Annotated in this window: 17 protein-coding genes; 10 read left to right on the top strand and 7 right to left on the bottom strand. The window is 68.2% G+C overall.

What is annotated here, in order from left to right; all coding sequences use genetic code 11:
• The first annotated feature begins 8 nt into the window (after positions 1–8).
• Complete coding sequence (locus WME76_RS46965) at positions 9–647, top strand: lysophospholipid acyltransferase family protein (RefSeq protein WP_061618836.1); 639 nt, start codon at positions 9–11, stop codon at positions 645–647.
• 196 nt (positions 648–843) lie between these two features.
• On the opposite strand, the gene WME76_RS46960 is transcribed toward WME76_RS46965, so the two are convergent.
• Entirely contained in the window at positions 844–1,311 is a 468-nt protein-coding gene (locus WME76_RS46960) for a hypothetical protein (RefSeq protein ID WP_061613539.1), read from the bottom strand.
• Between the two features lie 373 nt (positions 1,312–1,684).
• Between WME76_RS46960 and WME76_RS46955 the strand changes: the two genes are divergently transcribed.
• Entirely contained in the window at positions 1,685–2,119 is a 435-nt protein-coding gene (locus WME76_RS46955; protein WP_437962729.1) for a hypothetical protein, read from the top strand.
• 347 nt (positions 2,120–2,466) lie between these two features.
• On the opposite strand, the gene WME76_RS46950 is transcribed toward WME76_RS46955, so the two are convergent.
• Positions 2,467–3,063 carry a hypothetical protein gene (locus WME76_RS46950; RefSeq protein WP_437962728.1) on the bottom strand — a complete coding sequence of 199 codons (597 nt, stop codon included), beginning with the start codon at positions 3,061–3,063 and terminating at the stop codon, positions 2,467–2,469.
• An 818-nt stretch (positions 3,064–3,881) separates the two neighbouring features.
• Between WME76_RS46950 and WME76_RS46945 the strand changes: the two genes are divergently transcribed.
• Positions 3,882–5,666, top strand: a complete 1,785-nt coding sequence (locus WME76_RS46945; protein ID WP_437962727.1) for a carbohydrate binding domain-containing protein — start codon at positions 3,882–3,884, stop codon at positions 5,664–5,666.
• Between the two features lie 25 nt (positions 5,667–5,691).
• Here WME76_RS46945 and WME76_RS46940 read toward each other — a convergent pair whose 3' ends face one another.
• Positions 5,692–6,897: a hypothetical protein gene (locus WME76_RS46940; RefSeq protein ID WP_437962726.1), complete on the bottom strand. Its 1,206-nt coding sequence runs from the start codon at positions 6,895–6,897 to the stop codon at positions 5,692–5,694.
• 877 nt (positions 6,898–7,774) lie between these two features.
• Between WME76_RS46940 and WME76_RS46935 the strand changes: the two genes are divergently transcribed.
• Together WME76_RS46935 and WME76_RS46930 are read left to right on the top strand one after the other, a co-directional pair.
• A complete protein-coding gene (locus WME76_RS46935) occupies positions 7,775–9,673 on the top strand; it encodes a hypothetical protein (protein WP_437962725.1) in 1,899 nt (632 codons plus the stop codon).
• A gap of 215 nt (positions 9,674–9,888) precedes the next feature.
• Complete coding sequence (locus WME76_RS46930; RefSeq protein ID WP_437962724.1) at positions 9,889–10,173, top strand: transposase zinc-binding domain-containing protein; 285 nt, start codon at positions 9,889–9,891, stop codon at positions 10,171–10,173.
• Positions 10,174–10,234: 61 nt separating this feature from the next.
• Here WME76_RS46930 and WME76_RS46925 read toward each other — a convergent pair whose 3' ends face one another.
• Positions 10,235–11,521, bottom strand: coding sequence for a S1 family peptidase (locus WME76_RS46925; protein ID WP_437962723.1), 1,287 nt, complete (start codon positions 11,519–11,521; stop codon positions 10,235–10,237).
• A gap of 413 nt (positions 11,522–11,934) precedes the next feature.
• Between WME76_RS46925 and WME76_RS46920 the strand changes: the two genes are divergently transcribed.
• The 3 genes from WME76_RS46920 (at position 11,935) to WME76_RS46910 (ending at position 14,510) form a co-directional block, all read left to right on the top strand.
• Entirely contained in the window at positions 11,935–12,846 is a 912-nt protein-coding gene (locus WME76_RS46920) for a LysR substrate-binding domain-containing protein (protein WP_437962722.1), read from the top strand.
• Positions 12,847–13,058: 212 nt separating this feature from the next.
• Positions 13,059–13,892, top strand: a complete 834-nt coding sequence (locus tag WME76_RS46915; protein ID WP_437962721.1) for a CmcJ/NvfI family oxidoreductase — start codon at positions 13,059–13,061, stop codon at positions 13,890–13,892.
• A 21-nt stretch (positions 13,893–13,913) separates the two neighbouring features.
• A complete protein-coding gene (locus tag WME76_RS46910; RefSeq protein ID WP_437962720.1) occupies positions 13,914–14,510 on the top strand; it encodes a 2-hydroxychromene-2-carboxylate isomerase in 597 nt (198 codons plus the stop codon).
• 458 nt (positions 14,511–14,968) lie between these two features.
• Here the strand turns inward: WME76_RS46910 and WME76_RS46905 are convergent, their stop codons facing one another.
• Entirely contained in the window at positions 14,969–15,316 is a 348-nt protein-coding gene (locus WME76_RS46905) for a hypothetical protein (protein WP_437962719.1), read from the bottom strand.
• Between WME76_RS46905 and WME76_RS46900 the strand changes: the two genes are divergently transcribed.
• Positions 15,315–15,857, top strand: a complete 543-nt coding sequence (locus tag WME76_RS46900; protein WP_437962718.1) for a helix-turn-helix domain-containing protein — start codon at positions 15,315–15,317, stop codon at positions 15,855–15,857. The genes WME76_RS46905 and WME76_RS46900 overlap by 2 nt on opposite strands.
• A 41-nt stretch (positions 15,858–15,898) precedes the next feature.
• Here WME76_RS46900 and WME76_RS46895 read toward each other — a convergent pair whose 3' ends face one another.
• Positions 15,899–17,407 carry an FAD-dependent oxidoreductase gene (locus WME76_RS46895; protein ID WP_437963031.1) on the bottom strand — a complete coding sequence of 503 codons (1,509 nt, stop codon included), beginning with the start codon at positions 17,405–17,407 and terminating at the stop codon, positions 15,899–15,901.
• An 87-nt stretch (positions 17,408–17,494) separates the two neighbouring features.
• Between WME76_RS46895 and WME76_RS46890 the strand changes: the two genes are divergently transcribed.
• Complete coding sequence (locus WME76_RS46890; RefSeq protein WP_437962717.1) at positions 17,495–18,139, top strand: TetR/AcrR family transcriptional regulator; 645 nt, start codon at positions 17,495–17,497, stop codon at positions 18,137–18,139.
• A gap of 19 nt (positions 18,140–18,158) precedes the next feature.
• Here WME76_RS46890 and WME76_RS46885 read toward each other — a convergent pair whose 3' ends face one another.
• Positions 18,159–19,550 (bottom strand): hypothetical protein, encoded by a 1,392-nt coding sequence (locus WME76_RS46885; protein ID WP_437962716.1) that lies wholly within the window; start codon positions 19,548–19,550, stop codon positions 18,159–18,161.

The raw sequence follows: 19,550 nt of genomic DNA, 5'->3' as shown, positions 1-19,550 counted from the left end.
GGTCATCCATGCCGAGCGATCCTGCCCCGCGTTTTTCAGCCCCCCGCCGCGCGATTCGCCGGTTCATCGGCCAGACCTGGCTCTCCGTGTTCGGCTGGCGCGTCGAGGGCGTGACGGATCTCCCGCCCAAGGCGGTGCTGATCGCGGCGCCTCACACGTCGAACTGGGATTTCCCGTTCACGCTCGCGGTGAGCTACGTGCTCGACCTCGAGTTCTCCTGGCTCGGCAAGCACACCCTCTTCGAGCCGCCGTTCGGCTGGTTCTTCCGGTGGCTGGACGGCATCCCCGTCGATCGCCGCGACCGGAACAACCTCGTTGCGGCGGTGGTCGACATCCTGAAGCAGCGCGACGAGCTCATTCTCGTCGTCGCGCCCGAGGGCACGCGCTCGCGCACGAAGCGATGGAAGACGGGCTTTTATTACGTGGCGCTCGGCGCCGGCGTCCCGATCATCCTCGGTTATCTCGATTTCCCCCGGAAGCGAGGCGGGATCCTCCACGTCTTCTACCCGACGGGCGATATCGAGGCCGACATGGCGACGATCCGCCGTCTCTACGAGGGCATCGAAGGAAAGCACCCGGGCCGGATGAGCGAGATCACGCTCGGCGCCCGGAGCCCCCAGGCGAACGGGGTAGCGCAGCACCCGTGAGCTCGGGGCCGGCGGCGCCGCGGCGCTGTCGAGCGCGCTGCTGAGGGGCCCGGGCCCTGAGGGACCGGGCCCGCCGCTCGCGGCGCGGGTCGGGCCGCTCGCGGCGCGGGTCGGGCCGCTCGCGGCGCAGGTCGGGCCGCTCGCGGCGCGGGTCGGGCCGCTCGCGGCGCGGGTAGGGCAGCGCCCGGAGACGACGTCAGCGCAGGGAAGGCGCGCGCAGCGACGAGGCGGGCCCCGCCGTGATCCGCTCCGTCAGGGCGCCCGCGAGCGCCCACTCGTACGTCGAGCGATCCGTGTAGACGACGAAGCGGCCGCCCGTGGCGAGGTTGGCGACCGTGACGCCCATGGCGACGAGCCCCGGCCGGACGAGGATATGGACCTCCTTCAGCTTGCCGGGATTCCGCAGGTGCCACGACGTGAGCTTGGCGCGGACGTCGCTGTCATAGCCGGTGCCGAGCTCGAAATCGTCGAACACGATCGGGCGCATGCCCGACTCGATGAGCGTCTCCAGGTGCCTGACCGCCGGCTCGATGAGCTCGAGCGTCGCGTACCCCTCGAAACGCCGCGTCACGACGTCGGACGCGGGCGTGCGAACATCCAGGACCCCCCGCGACGTCGACCAGCGATCGCCCCGCGCTCCGAGCCGTGTGTGTGCCAAATCCATCTCGAATTCGAGACCTTAGTCGATGGGCGGCGCTTCGCCATGCGATCCTTGGGCTCCGCGCCGTCCGCCGATTCCGGGATCCGACCGCGCGCGCAGCCCTCGCCGAGGGCGCGCCGCCCGGCGGCCGGGGCCCGCGCTGTCGCGGCGCCCGGGCAGGGCGAGCGTGCGGCGCCGGCGGGCGAGCGCGCCGCGGCGGCGAGGCCGCGGGCGGGGCAGCCGGCGCCGGCGCGCCCGGTCGCGGTTCCGCGTCGGCGAGCGCCGTCGGCGCGTCGAAAGCGGCTATGATGCCGCCGCTGATTCGCCGCCGGCCGGTGCCGGCGGCTCCGCGAGGCGTTCTCGCCCGCAGCAGAGCGACGAAGGAGGATCTACCCAGATGAGAGGACATGTATCGAAGGTGCTGCGGCTCGCTGTCGTGGCGTTCTCGTGCGCGATGATGGCGGGCTGCGGCGGCCCGCTGCGCTACACGCCGCAGGGCATCGGGAAGGCGCCTGGCGCCGACGCCGTGATCGTGGCCGACGTCAACTTCGACGCGGCCATGACCCGCCTCGACATCACCGCGAAGAACCTCCCGCCGCCGGATCGCCTCGAGGCGACGAGCTCCGCCTACGTCGTCTGGGCGCGCCCGGACAGCAACTCGCCCTGGCAGCGGGTCGGCGCGCTCAACTTCGACGCCGACGACCGCACCGGCAAGCTCAAGGACGTGAGCGTGCCGCTCACCCGGTTCGAGCTCGTCATCAGCCTCGAGAAGGCCAGCAATCCCGGGTCGCCTTCCTCGGAGCTCGTCTTCAAGCAGGACGTCGAATACTGACGAGCTGCGTCTCCGCCGGATAGGTGGCGCTCGGCGGCCACCCTGGCGAGGTACCGGCGGGTGCCTGGCGAGGTACCGGCGGATGCCTGGCGAGGTACCGGCGGATGCCTGGCGAGGTACCGGCGGATGCCTGGCGAGGTACCGGCGGATGCCTGGCGAGGTACCGGCGGATGCCTGGCGAGGTACCGGCGGATGCCTGGCAAGGCATCGCCGGATGCTCCGCGCGGCGGTGCGTGAACCGCGGTCTGGGGTGATCGGACGGCAGCGCTGGGAGGGAGGATGCCTGGCCGGCTGCCGCCGGTGCCAGGGCTCGACGGTGGGGTTACCCGGCGGAGCCCGCGGCGCCGTCAGATGGGCTCGGGCGTCGTCGGCTCAGGCTTCGGCGCCTCGGGCCTCTTCCCCTTGCGCGCTTGCTTGGTCATCGCCCGGAAGTCGTCGAGGACCGGCGCCAGGATGGCGCGGAACGTCGCGTTCTGGCGGGCGATCGTACGCGCCAGATCGAGCGCGGCGAGGCCTGGACCGATGACCATCTCGCCGGTGGCGAGGGCGTCGTCGTCGAGGTGGCGCGCCAGATCCTCGAGCGCGTCGGCGACCTTCTGCTCGGCCACGGCGCGCTTCAGGCGCCGCTCGAGCAGCTCCACCTCGAACCGCTCCGGGTCATCGCCGTCGTCCTGGTCCCCGAGCACGTGGAACGAACGCGCGAGCGCGCCGTCCTTGCCGTCCCTGGGGCGCAGGAGCGCAAACAGCTTGGCCAGCGGAGGCCCCAGCACGCCGAGACTGCGTCCGACGCTGCGCTTGCGCCGGCCCTCCTCGAGCCGCTCGAGACCAGGCCAGAGCAAGCGGATGGCCTCGATGTGATCGAGCGTCTTCTCGACGCGCTGCTCGATCTGGGCAGAGGATAGCTGGTCGACGTCCGTGGGGTCTTGCACAGGTTGCTTGGGCATGAACTGACCTCCTTGGTTGGGCGCGCGCCGAGCGCGGCGCGCGCGGATCCGGGGAAGCTACGTGGAGGTCGCTGTCAGAGGCAATCCGCTCGAGGCGACGGAGATTTGCTCAGCCGCCCGAAGGCGCTTCGCAGCAGAAGGTATCGTCACCCTCGAGATACGGATCGGCGATCCGCGCACCGCCGCTCGCGTCGCACGCGCCCTCTCGGTCCACCACAGCGGTCGCGCCGACGCCGCCCCCGGTGATGCGCCTCGCGTCGATCGGCGCATGCCTTCGTTCATCGCCCCGCGCGGGCCGTGAACGCGAGTTGACAGCCGTCCCATCGAGTCGCTCGCTGCGTCCCCGGCGAGCCTGTCACACGCTCGGCCCAGACGGGCCTCTCTTCACAATCGAACGCCAGATTCAGTCGATGGGTTTTTGTTCAGCGGAGCTTGACGGTCGAGCTCGCATCGAACACTGTTCCGCTCACATCGAGGCTGGCGCTGCCTGGAACGCTCGCCACCGGCTTCGATGGCGCTGCTCGAGTTGAGCCGTGTCTGGCGGGAAGATCGCTCAAGAGGCGCTCTCGCTCAGCGCTGCCAGGAAGAGCAGGAGTACCCGCGGCTGTATCGGCTCATCGCGTCCACGATCGTCGACTCGTGGCCCGATGCAGACGCGTTACGTGTCGACTTCGCCCCAGAAGCGCCGGCCGCTCAGCGGCGGAGGCCGAGGCTCCGCCCGCGGGGTGAGCGCACGTTTCCCGCGTGCGCGCGCCCTGAGCCGGCGATCTCCTCGTTTCAAAGAAGAAGGTTGGTTCATGATGCTGGTTTCCAGGAAGATGAAGTTCAGAAGCCTCGCTGGCGTGCTCGCTGGTGCTGTCGGTCTGGTCGCCGCTCAGGCGTCGGCGGGCGTGGTCGTGGGTAAGCCCACCCCGCACGGCAACACCGCGTACCCCGAAGCCGGGACGACCATGGCGCGGGCAGGGACCTTCACGCTGGTCGGCGCGCTCCAGGAGCACGTGAAGATCAGCGGCGAGGCAGAGCCCACGTTCCCCAGCACGATGCAGGGCGCCGTCTACTTGATGAACGGGACGAGCGCCACGCCCGCGCGTGTTTACCAGTTCCCGGGGGTCGCCCACTTCAACGTCCAGGCCGGGAGCCAGCTCGCCATCTCGAATCGCTTCCTTGCGTTCGCGACGCGAGGCACGAGCTCCTCCACCTCTCCGCTGGCGAACTCCGTGTTCATCGCCCGGAACAGCAACGGCTCATGGGGGGAGTGCCCCCTGGTCAGCGGTCAGCGAAACTGCAACGGGGCGGTGCGCGAGAACGGACAGAACATCAGCCGCGCGCTCACCCGCATCCCGCTCACGCACCCCGCGGACATCAGCTTCAAGGACATCACGCTCGCCCTCTCCGACGACTACCTCGCCATCGGCTACAAGCGACAGAGCGTGCTCGAGATCTACCGCTACAACAGCTCGAACGACACGTGGGCCCTCGAGCTCTCGCTCGACGAGCCGGACGAGCGCTTCACCGGCGCTGCGCTCGCGATCGACGGCGACCTTGTCGCTGTCGCATCGCCGTGGTCCGAGGGGGGCACCGCCGGGGTCGAGCTCGGCTCGGTCCGCATCTTCCGCAGGGACGCCGTCTCCAGCACCTGGAGCTCGGTGGCCATCACGAGCGGCTATTTCTCGACCGGCGCCTTCGGGCGTAGCCTCGCCCTGGACTCCGGGAACCTGGCCGTCACGTCCGGCGCGACATTCCCCGTCAACGGCGTGACCCCGCAGCAGCACCTCTCGTTTTACCGGGTGGCGTCCGACGGCACGATCTCTGCGCGCCAGACGCTGGGAACGGCCTACCCTCACGTGCACCTGGCGCTCGACGGCGACACGCTGGCCAGCACGGTCAGCGATGGCTCCGAGGGCCTCTCGATCTACAAGCGCGCTGCCGCGTCGGGGCAGTGGGCCTACGAGGCCGGTCTGATTCGCGACTTCTACAAGAGCGTCAACAGCTCCAACCTCGGGTACGGCGGGATCGATCCCATCGGCCTCGTAGGGGATGACCTGGCGCTCGGCTGGCGCGCCTTTTCGGGCCTGCTGGGCGGCGTGATCCACGAGAAGGCCAGCCTGGTCGACGCTTGCCGGGATCCTCTCAACCTCGTGAGCAATTGCTCTTTCGACAATGTGACCAACACCGCGCTCGGGGGGAACCAGAGCAGCAGCGGCTGGCAGGTCCTCAACTGGAACGGCGCCTCGTCATGGGCGGACTTCAGCGGCCGCCAGATGCGCATCAACGTGCAGCAGCCCGGCTCCGACATGTGGCACATCCAGGCTCGCACCACGGTCAACCTGCCGCAGGCGGGGCGCTATCTGCTGACGTTCCGCGCCAAGGCGGACGACGTGCGCACGTTCGTGGTGAACCTGGGGCGCAACGGCAACAGCGACAACAACTGGGCGAGCTACGGTCGCGTGACCGCGGCGGCGGGCCCCGAATGGGTCATCTACTCGTTCGAGCTCCCGAGCGTCCCGCAGGATCCCGCGGCGTTCCTCGACTTCAACGTCGGCAACGCCGGGACCGCGGCCGTCACCGTCGATAGCGTGAAGCTCGTCCGTCTGACGCAGTAGACACGTCGCGCGGCCTCCGCAGGGTCTACGGAAACTCGCGCACCTTGACCGCGCGTGTCGTGCCCGGGTAGGCGTCGTTGTAGTGCTCCACCCCATAAAGCAGGATCTCGCCGTCGGGATCTACATAGATCCCGGCCCCTGCATCGAAGGCGCAGTAGCGCTTGCCGCCCGTGGCCGAGCTGCTGCAGGACATGTGTCGGCTCGCCACCTCGGTGAAGCTGGGCACGAAGGTCGCGCTGAGGTCCACGCGCCACAGGTCGACCCAGTCCTCGTCGAACCATTTGTTCCTGTGCGTGCCAGCGACAAAGAGCTGCCCGTCGCACTGGGTCACGAGCTGCAGGCCCTGGTACTCCGCGCCGCCGAAGGGCGTTGAGACGCTCGCCTGAGACACCCAGGTGGAGCTCGGGCTGCCGAAATAGGGCATCGCCGCCTCCGAGGACACGAACACCTCGACGTCGTCCGAGTTGTGGCCGAAGACGAACGCGAGGTAGCGGCCGGAGGAGAGCAGCGTGAGGCTGACCGCGCCCGCGTTGACCGTCTGACCTCGCGTCCGCAAGACCAGCGGGCTCCACTGAGGGTTCAAGGGATTCGACATCCTGGCGATGCGGAAGCCCGCCGTCGCCTGGTCGTCGTTCTTTTCGAATGGCACGATGACGTACTCGCCGTTCACCTGAAGGCCGCCCGAGTGATCGTACGGCATCCCCGAGTCGTCGGCCTGGTAGTGAACGATCGCGTCGCTGCAGGACGGGAGCCGCGAGGGCTGAGCGTTCCGACCCAGCAGCCACGGGTTGTTGCTCAGCGAGCCGAGGCGCACGACCTCGAAGCCCGGGCGCGCGCCCCCCTGAACCGAGGTCGTCACCAGGAGATAGTTGTAGTCACGCGCGAGCCGCTGGACGCCCTGGTGGTGAATGAGCCCGGCGCCCGTCGTGGGCGCATACGCGCTGCAGGCGTCGCTGCCGCTGCGGTACGCCATGACATAGCTCGGGTCGTAGAGCGCGTTGATGCTGCTGGCGGCATCGTTCACGCAGCGGTTCGTGTAGGGGTTCGCGTGGTCCGTGTGGGCCCAGCCCCAGTGGGAGCTCAGCCCCTGGTAGGCCACGCCCACCTCGTCGATCGCTGGCTCGGCTGTGCTCTCCTCCGCCCCACCACAGGCGACGAGAGACAGTACGCCGACTGCTGCTGCTGCGAGCGGCCAGATCCTGGATTTGAGATGGCGACCATCGTTCTTCATGGGTTCCTCGGAGAGGGAGGTGTGCTGGGCGTGCAAGCAGAAGGTCCAGCCAGGTCGTTGACGCTCACCCGTGTTTGCAGCGCTCATGCCAGGGTGGCAGCGCGCGGCGTCCGCCAGCGACTTCCAGGAGGCGTTGAGCCCGATCACCCCCGGGGGAGCAAGCCGACGGCGCGCCCCCGCCAAGCTCCAGCGCTCCTCGGCTGCGCGCAACGAGCCTCACCTGCGCGGATTGAGCAACAACAGCGCAGCGCGCTCCTTCGAGAAGTCGAGATCTCGCTGCCCCTGGCATCTCGTACAGCCATGCTGTAGCTGACGGGACCTGCGGGGCAGCGCCGCCGGGGGAGGCGGTGAAGGATGGTCCGCGGGAGCGGGCCGCGCGCCCGCGGGGTAATGCCGACCCAGCAGCAGAACGCGACCGAAGGTTTCAGTGCGATAGAAAACGTCGCGCTTCGCTGGATCGAAATGTCCGCGACGACACCCCTCCAGGTGTCCAGGCGAGCAAGTCGAGGACGCCACTGCAAATCATCTGAAGGCTCACGCCCCCTGGCGGCATCAATCCCGGTGTGCGGCCCACATCCGGGCGGCGCGCGACTGTCCGTGTGCTGATGCGCGGCGAAAGGAGCATCATGGTCGTTCTTCGCGAGCAGCGTGCAGAGGTCTTCCTCGCCGTGGCGATGGCCACGAGCGCGATCATGCGGTGCTCGAGCCCCCCTGCGGCGGCCCTGGGAGAGGATCCGGATGGGCATCAGGGGCCGGCCATCGACGATGTGGTTGCACATGAGTGAACGCATCGTCGTTTGTTGTGGTTTGAATATTCCATCGGCAGCGCCGATGCTTCCTCTCGCGGTACCACCCCTTCGTCATGGTTGAGTAATCTATGAACCAAGCGCGCTTGATTACCCTTGCGGCCCTGCTCTTGCCTGGACTCGTGTTGAGCGGGGCATGCTCCAGTGAGCCGTCCGATGAACCGAAGGAATCCATTCTGGATCCCGATGGCGAGGAGGCGCCCGCCGACGATGGCGAGGAAGCGACCGCCGACGATGGCGAGGAGACGCCCGCCGATAACGGCGAGGAGACGCCCGCCGACACGTCGCCGGACTGGCAGATGTTCACCTGCCAGGCTTCAGAGTCGCCCATGTTCACGAGCCGCGAGGTCTTGAACATGCGGATCTCTGCCGATTTCACGAAGCTGAACAGCGCGCCCACAAAGGAGGAATCGGGCTCACAGGCCGTGATCGAGCTGAGCGACCAGAGCGGCGCGGCGCCGATCACCGCGAACATCATCGCCCGGGGAGTTTCGCGCTTCAATTGCGGTTTTCGCCCGTTCTCGCTCAAGTTCGAGGAAAAGCAGAAGGACAACATCTTCGCGCACCTCGGCAAGTCGGTGAAGTTCGTCACGCATTGCGGAGACAGGGAGGGCTTGTCCCCCACGCTCAAGGCGGACTCCCTCGAGACCTACGAGCAGCGCTTGCTGATGGAGGACACGGTTTATCAGGTGCTCGATCAGCTGCAGGTGCCCTCGCTCAAGACGCGGCTCGTACGGCTCACCTACCACGACGCGCCGACCGGCAAGGAGGAGACGCACCTCGCGTTCGTGCGCGAGCCCGAGGACGAGATGGCCGAGCGCTGCGGCATGGTGGAGCTGGAAGAGCTGTCCGAGGTCGATACCTCCGAGCTCAAGGTGGACCAGAATGGTCTAGTGTTGCTGAACCTGCTGCACGACTTCGTGATTCAGTACGACGGAATCGACGGGAAGAACCTGGTCACCATGGCCGACGTCGACCGCAAGGCGATACGTTACGCTCCCTACGATTTCGACCTGGTCGGCGTGTCCCGGCCAGACTACGTGGCCAACAAGGGGCGCACGCTCGAGCAGAACCGAGATGCGTTCGCGGACTGGCTGCGGCGCAACCAGAGCCCCACGCTGTTCGCCCAGGTCGGGCTGATGCTGGCTCGAGCCGACCAGATGCAGCGCGCCGTCGAGCAGTCGAACATGAGCGAGGAGAACCACGAGGTCTTCTCCCGCTGGCTCTCGCTTTACCTGGATCTCCTCCGGGATTTTCGCGCGTGCGAGGGGCACACGGACGACCCGTCGCGGCCCCTGTGTCACGTGGAAGACGACCACGGCAACCTCCCCGAGTCGGCCAGCGTGGTCGAGCCCGGCGAATGGACAGCGCGCATCGAGCCGCCCGGCGACGCGGACATGTTCGCCGTCGATCTGCAGGCGAGCACGCTTTACTCCTTCGGTGGCCGCGTGCCTCTCGAGCTCTTCGATGCCCAGCAGAACCTCGTGGCATCGGCCTCGGCGCGGACCGTCTCGTTCAAGCCGAGCCAGACGGGCACATACTACCTCCGAGCTTCGCTGGGGGAGAAGATGGTCTCGTCGCCGCTGTTCCCGCGCCCCGACGATATCGATCGTTACATCTCGTTCTACACGGACGATCACGGGGCGTCCCTGGAGACGGCGACCACGCTGGAGGCCGGCAAGGCCGTCGAGGGCAAGTGGGAGCTGGCCACGGGAGAAGACGAGGATTGGTTCTTGCTGAGCGCAGGCGAGTCGACCAACTTCCACCTCGTGCTGCGGGATTCGGACACTGGCCGCATCGAAGTGAGCCGGCGCGATGCGCCGGCCGACGAGCTCCCCCTCGAGGAATACCTCCTGGAAGGCGACAATGACGTGTCGTCGCTCTTCGAGCAGCCCGGCGAGTACGTGGTCCGGGTCATCCAGATGCTCGGCCTCCGACCCTACGGTTCCTACACCGTGACGCTGGAATAGCCCGGAGCTCCCGGCGCAGGCACGCCGCCGTCGGACGCGCGCGGGCCGGGTCGCCGTCGCCGGGGCGCATCCGAGCCGCTGCGGCGCGCACAGCGAGCCGAGAATCAGCAGCGCCGGGGCGACGCCTGGGCCGAACACGAACCCGCTGAAGCCCGGTACATCCGGGCTATTCGGCGGCGGGAACAGCGTGCCCGCAGGGCCGGTCGTGCCGCGGGATGGACGCACGCTCGGTCCCCGAGTGCCAGAGCCTCAGCCAGGCCAGGTGGATCGCCGAGCGGCAGCAGCGCATCCTGCCGACGCACCACGTCCACGTCGTCTTCGCGCTCCCCGCTTCCCCTCCCTGCAGGCCAGCGGCCGAGCTCCCCGCTTCCTCTTGCTCGCGCTCGCCGTTCATGACCAGCTTCGTAGCATGCAGCGTCGCTGCCGCACCCGTGCGCGGCCCGACGTCCGGCATCACGCCGACAACCCGACCGGGGTGGGGCAACCCGACGTCCTCGTAGAGCGTCTCGCGTCGTGCCTCCCGGGCCAGACCAACGCCCGGACGGACACGTGTGCCCACTCCTACAGGCGCTCGACGAGGAAGCTCGATGTCTTGTCGTCGAAGCCGTGGCTGGCGAGGTTGGCGTCGGCCGTGAAGGTGCGCGACTCGGTCGAATACATGAAGAACGTGTTGTAGAGCGTCACCTTGAAGCCGGCGGGGACGCGGACGGAGCTGATCCGCTTGTCCCAGGGGCCGCCGCCGATGTAGGAGCCGCCGACCCCGTACAGGAGCGCGTCGCCCGAGAAGCCGGCGTGCTCGTGGAGGGCGACAACGTCGAGCTGCGGGTCCGAGGCGTTCGCGACGACGAGGCTCGAGATCACGTCGCTGAAGCCCTCGGCAACGAGGTCCGTGTCCGACGTGAACACGCGCGCCATGAACTCGAAGTTGTGGTGGTAGAAGACCGTGACCCGGAGCCCGGCGGGGACATGGATCGCGCTCGCGCGGTCGTTGCCGATGATGTTCATGTCCGGGAGGTTGTGGCGGCCGAGCCCGAAGCCCTGCGAGACGCCGGAGAAGTCCGAGAGATCGTGGAGCACGACCTCGTCCGCGCCGTGAACGGTGGGGCCGCCGGCGATCGTCGCGTCGATCCACGCGCGGTGGCGCGCGACGTCGACGCCGAGGAGCGACGCGTTCAGATTCGTGCCGTTCTGGCCGCTCGAGGCCGAGAACACGGCGACCTGAAGCCCGTCGACGAACCACGGGCCGCCGGAGTCGCCGCTCCAGCCCGAGCCCGTCACGCCGGTCGCCAGGAGCTCCTCGTCGGAGTACCAGCCATCGATGTGGAGGGTCGCCTTCTTGAGCGACGGCGCCATCACCAGCGGCGTGCCCTCGCTCCCCCAGCCGTAGGCCGTCGCGTCGCTCCCGATCGCTGTCGACGTCGCCGCGGCGAGCTGGACGAACGGGCCATCGGCGTCCTCGGTCAGGTGGAGCAGCGCGATATCGGCCGCGGCCGAGGGCACCTCGACGGCGTCGACAGCGACGCGCCGGCCCTCGCGGTACGTGTTGCTGCCGAAGCGAACCGCCGACGTCTCGCCCTCGTCCGCGATGCAGTGCTGCGCCGTGAGCACCCAGCGCGCCGCGACAAGGGTGCCGGTGCACTGGTAGAAGTCGCCCGTGCTCCCGCGCACGTCGAAGACCTGGACGGCCCAGGGGCTCGCCTCGGCGAGCTCGCCGCCGACGATCTCGGACGCGTGCGACGCGACCGGCTCATCCGGCTCGTCGGCGCCCGAGCAGGCCGTGAAGAGGCCGAACGCGACGCCGGCGCAGACCGCGAGACCCAGCTTATCTACAAGCTCTTTCTTGTTCATTGCACCTCCGCAGCATGACGTCCGGAATGTGCGAGATGCCGGGGGCGATACAAGGCTGGATTCTGGAACGGCCGCGTTCGATGTGTGGAACATCGAGAGGACGCGATTACCTGTTCGATGGCCCGGTACTTGTGCACATCGTCGAGGAGGGTTCGCTCACGGATCGCCGGAGGTCGCGCCGTAGAGCTCGACGTCGTCGATCTCGATGGTGCCCGAGTCGACCTCGCCCTCGCCGAGGAAGCCGTTCGGGCGGATGCCGTTGGCCTGCGGGCCGAAGGAGAGGCCGATGGTCGACCGGAGTTGGTGTGGGCGAAGTCACCACCGTGAGCTACCGTGGCTGCCTCCAACCACCCGCTTGACGGGCGGGCGGCCGTCCCACAATCCTTGACGTCCCCGTCACATGAGCGCTGCGCATGTCACTGCCTCTCGCCCGGCTTCATTCGCTGGATCTCGTCAAGGGCTTCGTCGCCGTCGGCCGGCGCATGAGCATCACCCTCGCCGCCGAGGACCTGTGCCTGACCCAATCTGCCGTCAGCCGCCAGGTGTCGGCCCTGGAAGAGGCGCTTGGCGTGAAGCTGCTGGTGCGCGGCCACCGGTCGATCCGCTTCACGGCCGACGGCGAGAGGTTCTTCAAGGTGGCCGACATGGCAGTGCAACAGCTTCAGGACGCGATGGCGGCGATACACAAGCGCCACGAGAAGCAGCCGGTGACGATCACCGCCAGCATCGGCGTGGTCGGCCTGTGGCTGTTGCCGCGCCTGGGCGCCTTGAACGAAGAGCTGCCGGACGTGGACGTGCGCATCGCCACCAGCAACAAGCTGATGGACCTGCGCGCCGAAGGCGTGGACATCGCCATCCGCTACTGCGCGCCCAGCGCGGCGCCGGAACGCGCGGTGCCCCTGTTCGGAGAGACGCTGGTGCCCGTGGCCCATCCGTCGCTGCACTTGCGCGGCCGGCCGGCGGCCGAGGTGGTCAAGCAGCACGTGCTGCTGGAGCTCGACGAGCCGAAGCAGCCCTGGCTGCAATGGAACGAGAAGCTCAAGCTGATGGGGCTGGAGCGGCTGAAGCCGCGGGGCATCATCCGCTTCAACCAGTATGACCAGCTCATCCATGCCGCTACCAGCGGGCGGGGCGTGGCGCTGGGCCGCTCGGCCCTCGTCGCACCGCTGGTCAAGGCCGGCAGCCTGGAGGCGCTGGGATGGGACCAGGGGCAGTGGACATCGTCCCACCAGTACTGGCTGGTCCAATCCGAGCCCAGCCCCACGCCCGACGTGCAGCGGGTGTGCCAATGGATACGCCGCCAGGCCGCCTCGGACACGTACTGACTTGCGTGCCAGGAATGCGAGTCCGTCCGAAATCTCACTTGAGGCCCATCGCCGGTGAGCTGAAATGGACGTGCGCCGCGCCCCTGCGGTCCATTCACGAGGAGAAGTCCTTGACGTCCATGGCCTCCCTTCCCGCCACGCTTGCCGCCCCAGCGCCCGCCACCTCCCCGCGTGGCCGCCGAGGGCCGGCGTTCACGCCATCTCGCCCGCGTGTGCCCTTCGTGCGCGGCACGGTGGGCTATCTGAAACCGGCAGACGCCCGGCCGGTCATCCACCTGGTTGACACAGGCCCGGAAGTGCCCCGGGAGAACTTCGAGCACGACCTGCGCGAGGTGCCGATCGTCGACGCGCGCCTCGCGCCCGCCCCGCCCCGCATCCACCACGAGGGCTTCGAGCTGTGGGACGCGCCTTCGCGCCTGCACAACTTCCATGATGATGAGGAGGCGCTCCGGGCCGTCTACTACCCGGAATGCGTGGAGCTGGCCTGCGTCGTCACCGGCGCCTCGCGCGGCTTCGTGTTCGACCACCTGCTGCGAGAGCGCGAGGAAGGCCGCCCGCCCCCCCTGACCTTTGGCCGCAGCGGCGCCGCGAGCGCGGCCGGGGCGCTGGGCCGGGTGCACAACGACTACTCGGAGGACAGCGGCCGCAGGCGCCTGCACCTGGTGCTCGACGATCCTGAGGCCGCTGCCGCGGTGCGCCGCTACAGCATCGTCAACATCTGGCGATCCATCGGCGGTGTCGTGAGGGATACCCCGTTGGCGGTGTGCGACGCCACCAGCGTGAACGTGGGTGACCTGGTGCCCGCGGAGCTGCGCTACCCGCGCCGGGTCGGCGAGATCTACCTGGCGCACCACGCGCCCGGCCACCGCTGGGCCTACTTCTCGGAGATGGACACCCACGAGGCGCTGGTCTTCAAGCAGTTTGACTCGCAAGCGAGCGGCACCTCGCGCTTCACGCCCCACGCCGCCTTCGACCTGCCCCACATCCCGAGCGACGCGCCCTTGCGGCGCAGCATCGAAGTGCGCTGCCTGGTGGTCTACGACTGAACGCCACGAACAGGAGAACCCATGACAAGACAGGTCGAGTGCTGGTTCGACTTCGGCAGCAACTACAGCTACATCGCGATCTCGCGGATCACGCCGCTGGCACGGGACGCGCGCGTCGACATCGTCTGGCGCCCGTTCCTGCTGGGCCCGGTCTTCAAGCGCCTGGGATGGGACACCTCGCCCTTCGTGCTGCAGAAGGAAAAGGGCGAATACGCGTTCATGGACACCGCCCGAGCATGCGCCAGATACGGCGTGCCATGGCGCCGCCCCACCACCTTTCCGCGCGCGGCGGTGCACACCATGCGCGTGGCCGCCGCCTTTGCCGAGCAGCCCTGGGTGGGCGACTACTGCCGGCGGGTGATGCAGCTGAACTTCGCCGAGGACAGGGACATCAACACCGACGAGGTGGCGGTGCAGGTCCTCGATGAGCTCGGGCTGGACGGCCGCAAGCACGTGCAAGAGGCCCAGGCAGAGGCGCGCAAGGCAAGGCTCCGGGCGTTCAGCGAAGAGGCCATCCGCCGCAAGATATTCGGCGCGCCCACCTTCTTCGTCGGCGACGAGATGTTCTGGGGCAACGACAGGCTGGAGGATGCGCTGGCCAAGGCAAGCGCCGGGTGACCCCACGCCCGCCGGGCACGCGGGGCCGCGGTGTTCGACGGCAACGAGTGCCGGCCGGCGCCACGCCGATGATAGGGCGGGGTAGCCTGAGACTCAAGCCGTCCTACAAATATGCTATGATTTCCTTCGAATCTCCAGCTCTTCAAGCTCTGCTCGGATCTGGATAGTAATCTTTTCGGAATAACAATAGCGCTCGTCCGACAGTATCTTATGAGTAGCCCTTATGGCCAAATCTAGATCACTGTCAAGGTGTTCGATAGGCCAGATGTAGACGCGGCAAAACTGCAAAACGCAATACACTGCAGCTCTTAGCAAAGCAGTGTTTTCGCCGCAGGCGTCTTCCTGTTCACACAGAAGCAGGGTTGCTCTTATTTGGTCGGGGAAGTGCGTGGAGTGCATCAGGTTGGCGAACCAGTCTGATGCTCTGTCGTTATCCCAGGGATTGTCGCCCCACATCGTCAGGCCGCGAGACGCTCAAGGTTTTCAAAGAGATCGTCTGCGGAAACTTTGATTTCTTCCCTGAATTGCTTGGGAATCTTTTTGTGGCAGCGATCATACCAATCATAGAAAGTGGCTTTGATATCGGGTATATTCAAGCTGGATACGAGGAGCTCTGCCGAGGTTGGGTATCTCTTGGCGAGGTAGAGGAATATGTCCAGGTGTACCAGCAGCGGCTGAGCTGCCCTGTCAGCCGTTTTCATCCACGCTGTGATGCTATTGATCTGTTCGATTGCTAGCTTGAAATAACGTGCGGGCTCCAGGTCTGCTGACTCATTGCCGTCAGGCGCTGCGCTGAAAATTTTCATGAGTTTGATGCTGCTGATCATGCTTTACATGCAGGAGCAGCTCAGTGGCTCCGTAATAGATCGATTCGTTGTCTTTTACAAGTGGGACGCGGTTTCTGCCCGTCGTGTGTGCATGCGCCGAGATCTGCCCCGTCCGCGCAGCGCGTGGGCTCGCGCGGTGACGCGCGCGCGCGAGCTCCTGGATGCGCGGTTCACCGAATCGATCGCGCTCGACGAGCTCGCCGCCCACGCGCGACTCGACAAGTTCCGCCTCTGTCGTGCCTTCCGCGAGGAGGTCGGGCTTCCCCCGCACGCGTACGTGACCTACCGGCGCGTCGGCCTCGCAGGGGCGCTGCTCGCCCGGGGAATCCCTCAGGCGGAGGTCGCTGCGCGCGTGGGGCTCTACGACCAGAGCCAGCTCCACCGGCATTTCAAGCGCATCGCCGGGGTGACGCCGGGGGCGTACGCCCGAGCCGCCCGTCGACTCTTTCTCCTCGACGCGCCGCGCCTCGCCTATGCCTGCCGGATCAGCTTGTCGATCTCCGGCGGGATGCAGCCGTAACCTTCGGCGGCGGCGAGCAAGGCGACCCGCCGTCGCAACGCTCAGCGGAACGCGGCGAGATGGTCCGAGACTGCCGAGGCGTCGCAGGCGTCGGAGATCAGGGCGATGTAGCCGTCGGGACGGATGAGCACGAGGGTGCGCTCCGTCGCGCCGTAGGCGTGGGCGAGATGGCCAGCGGGGTCGGCGATGTCGTCGGGGCCCGCCGGCTGTCCGACGACATGGAGCGTCCTCAGGTCGGAGGCTGAGGCGCCGATCGCAGGCGCGGGCCCGAAGCTCAGCAGCGTGAAGCGCCCGCCGCGCGTCAGCTCGAACAGCCGGCGTTCACCTTCCACCGTGGTCAGCTTCGTCGCGTCGGGGGCGCGGTCGCCGGCGCGGAGCAGGGCCGTCTCGTCGCGGTCGTCGCGCACCAGGGAAGAGCCGCGGTAGTGGATGGCGAGCTGGGTGGTGCTCGCATCGCGGCGGGTGGCGACGTCGTTCCGCTCGAGCACCTGCTGGAGGCGCGCGTTCGAGAGCGCGAGCACGCCGGCTGCGATCGGTCGCCGCTCGGCCTCGTAGCTGTCGAGCAATGCCGGCGAGGCGCCCTTCGCGACCGCCGCCAGCTTCCAGCCGAGGTTGTGCGCGTCCTGGATGCCTGTGTTCATTCCCTGGCCGCCGGCGGGCGGGTGGACGTGCGCCGCGTCGCCGGCGAGGAACACGCGACCCTCGCGATATCTGTCGACGAGGCGGACGTTCGCGCGCCACAGCGACGACCACGTCGGCTCGTGGAGCCGGAGGTCGGTGCGGCCGCTCCGCCGCTCGAGGATCGCCCGCATGTTGGCGAGGCTGAGCTCGGGGTCCTGTCGCGGCGCGACGGCGGCCCCGAACTGGAAGACGTCGGTCGAGGGCAGCGGGCAGAGGCTGAGGGCGCCCTCCTCATGCCACCAGATGCGCCAGGCGTCGCGGTCGAGGCCGTCGACGTCGACGTCGGCGACGATCATCCGCACTTCCTCGCGGGTCTCGCCCTCGAACGCGATGCCGGCCTGCTTGCGGACGATGCTGTGGCCGCCGTCGCAGCCGACCAGCCAGCGCGCGGCGACCGTCTCCGTCGCACCGCCTTTGACGACGACCGCCGACACGCCTTCGTCGGACTGCTCGAAGCTCGCGAGCGCAGCACCGAACTCGACCGCGCCGCCGAGCTCCGCCAGCCGCAGCCGCAGCGCTTCCTCGGTGCGCCATTGGGGCGTGATCAGGCTCGCCGGATAGGGGATGTCGGAGCGACCCTTCAACGTCTCGGGGATGGCGCCGCCCAGCGTCACCCGGCCGTCGGGTGCCGTGGAAAGCATCGGCATCGCCATCCGGCCGTGGGCGATCACGCGATCGACGATGCCGAGATCGTCGAAGACCTCGAGCGTGCGCGGCTGGATGCCCTTGCCGCGCGAGCCGGGCCGCGGGCCGGGGGCGGCCTCGATCAGGCGTAAGGACACGCCGCTGCGGGCGAGCTCGCAGGCCAGCGTCAGCCCGGTCGGGCCGGCGCCGACGATCAGCGCTGCGCACATCTCGGGATCCGTCATCGTCCGTCTCCGGTTGAAGAGAGTGATGGATCTCTTATCATCCGCGGCGTTGATAAGAAATGAAAAATTCTCTAAAGGGTCAGGGCCATGACGACAGGAACGCAAGGGCAAGTCCGCCGCAGACGGCGCGGCCAGCAGCTCGAGGCCGATCTGCTCGACGCGACCTGGGAGGAGCTGGTCCAGGTCGGCTTCGCGAACCTGACCATGGAATCGGTCGCCGCGCGCGCTCGCACGGGGATCGCGGTCCTGTACCGTCGTTGGGCGAACAAGGACGAGCTGGTGTTCGCCGCCATCCAGCACCGCCGAGACGCCAACCCGGTCGCGGTCCCCGACACCGGCGCCCTGCGCAGCGACCTGATCGCCCACCTGACGGCCCTGAGCGACGCCCTTGCCGGCTTCTTCGCCATCGCCGCAGCCGCCGCCTTCTCGGGGTTGCTGGCCGGCACCGGCCTGACCCCCTCGCAGATGCGCGACAGGGTCATGGACACGCAGAAGCCGCGTGTCCGCATCCTCTACCAACGCGCCCACGACCGCGGTGAGGTCAACCTCGAGCGCATTCCCTCCGCCGTGCTCGCCATGCCGTACGACCTCGTGCGACACGACCTGCTCATGGATCTCAAGCCGCTGAAGCCCGCACGCATCCGGTCCATCGTGGACGAGCTCTTCCTGCCCCTCGTACAGAGCTCTGGAGCGCGCGAAGGCAACGCAGCACGTCGCGTTCGGCGTCGATGACGTACCGGTGGAGCGCGGCTCACCGGAGCTTCGAGAGCACGCGGGCGATGCGGGGCTCGGTGAGCGTCGCGCAGGGGAGCTCGACCTCGTAGCGGTCGATGCCCTCGCGGTGGACAGGGAACAAGAACTCCGGAATCCTCTCATGAGAGTGGCCCGGGTAGTGCGGTGTCCGGAGCGCAGGGTAAGACCACCGGATCCGCGGGTGCTCTCGCCCCACGCACTCCACCTCCCACAGGTAGGGCTGCTCCGGCGACGATCGGCGCTCGACGAGGGACGCGCGGTCCGCCTTCGCCGCGGCGAGCAGCGCCTGGAGCTCCGCCGGGATCTCTCGAGGCTCGGCGTCGAAGTCGGCGAGGCTCGGGTCGGAGAACACCCGCACGGCGTGCCTCAAGCGGGCCAGGGCGAACCTGACATCCTCGGGCTGCATCCCTTCCAGCAAGACCTCGGTGCGGGCGAAGAGGACGTCGAACGTCGTCTCGTACAGAACGACACCGCCGACGCTTCGATTCGTCTCTTCCTTGCGCCGCGCGAAGAGCGGATCGGTGCTGTACCCCGCCTTCGGGACGGGGGCGACATCCGCCAGGAGCACCACGTACACCGGCCCGCGCGTCGGCTCGGTGAGCCGCAGGGCGATCGACGGATCTCGCTCGAGCCGCAGCTGCTGGCGTCCGTCGATGTACGTGGGCTCCACCTCGTCGACGATGCGCTGCGCCGCCTTGTAGCGGGAGATCTCCTCGAGGCGCACCTCGAGCGCGGCGAGCTTCGCCACCAGGGCGAAGGGGGCGCCGAAGCGGGGGTGGATGGGAAGATCGCGGCTGCGGTGAGGGGCCAAGCGAATGCGCCCCTCCACCTCCCATTCGACGGTCTGCCCGTCGCTCACCCATGCATCCGCCACGCCCTCGAGGGACGTGAGCATGGGCACCATCGCCTTCCTGCGCAGCGCGTCTTCCTTGACGGCCACATCGCCGTACTCGGCGCGCTCGTCGAGGTGCCCCAGGAAGTCTTCCTCGTTCGCGTCCACGTCGCAAGGGGGATACTCCGGGGATACCCCCAGCACGCGAAAGCCGTCCTCGTTGCGCAAGTGAGGCCAGTAGGCCGGATCGATGCTCACCTCCAGGAAGCCGCCGAAGCGGGTCAGCAGCTCGCGGTGAAGCGGGTGGAGGGGACCGAGCTCATCGTCGAGCCGAACCGCGGCATCGGCGGCATGGCCCCGGCGCACGGACAGGAGCTTCGCGTGCAGCTCCAGCCACGCCTCGAGGGCGGAGATCGCCTGGGATGGGCTCAGCGACGCGCCGGCCGCCGCGATCCCCTCGATCTGGGCCGGCGAAAGGGTGGAGTTCCATGGCATCTGGGCCAGCGGGCGGACGCGCTCCAGGATGGCAGATCCGTCTTCCGTTCTCGGGTCACTCAT

The sequence above is a fragment of the Sorangium sp. So ce119 genome (genome assembly GCF_051524405.1).
In the GTDB taxonomy this organism is placed as follows: Bacteria; Myxococcota_A; Polyangia; order Polyangiales; family Polyangiaceae; genus Sorangium; species Sorangium cellulosum_G.
This window is presented reverse-complemented; position numbering and strand designations above follow the sequence as displayed.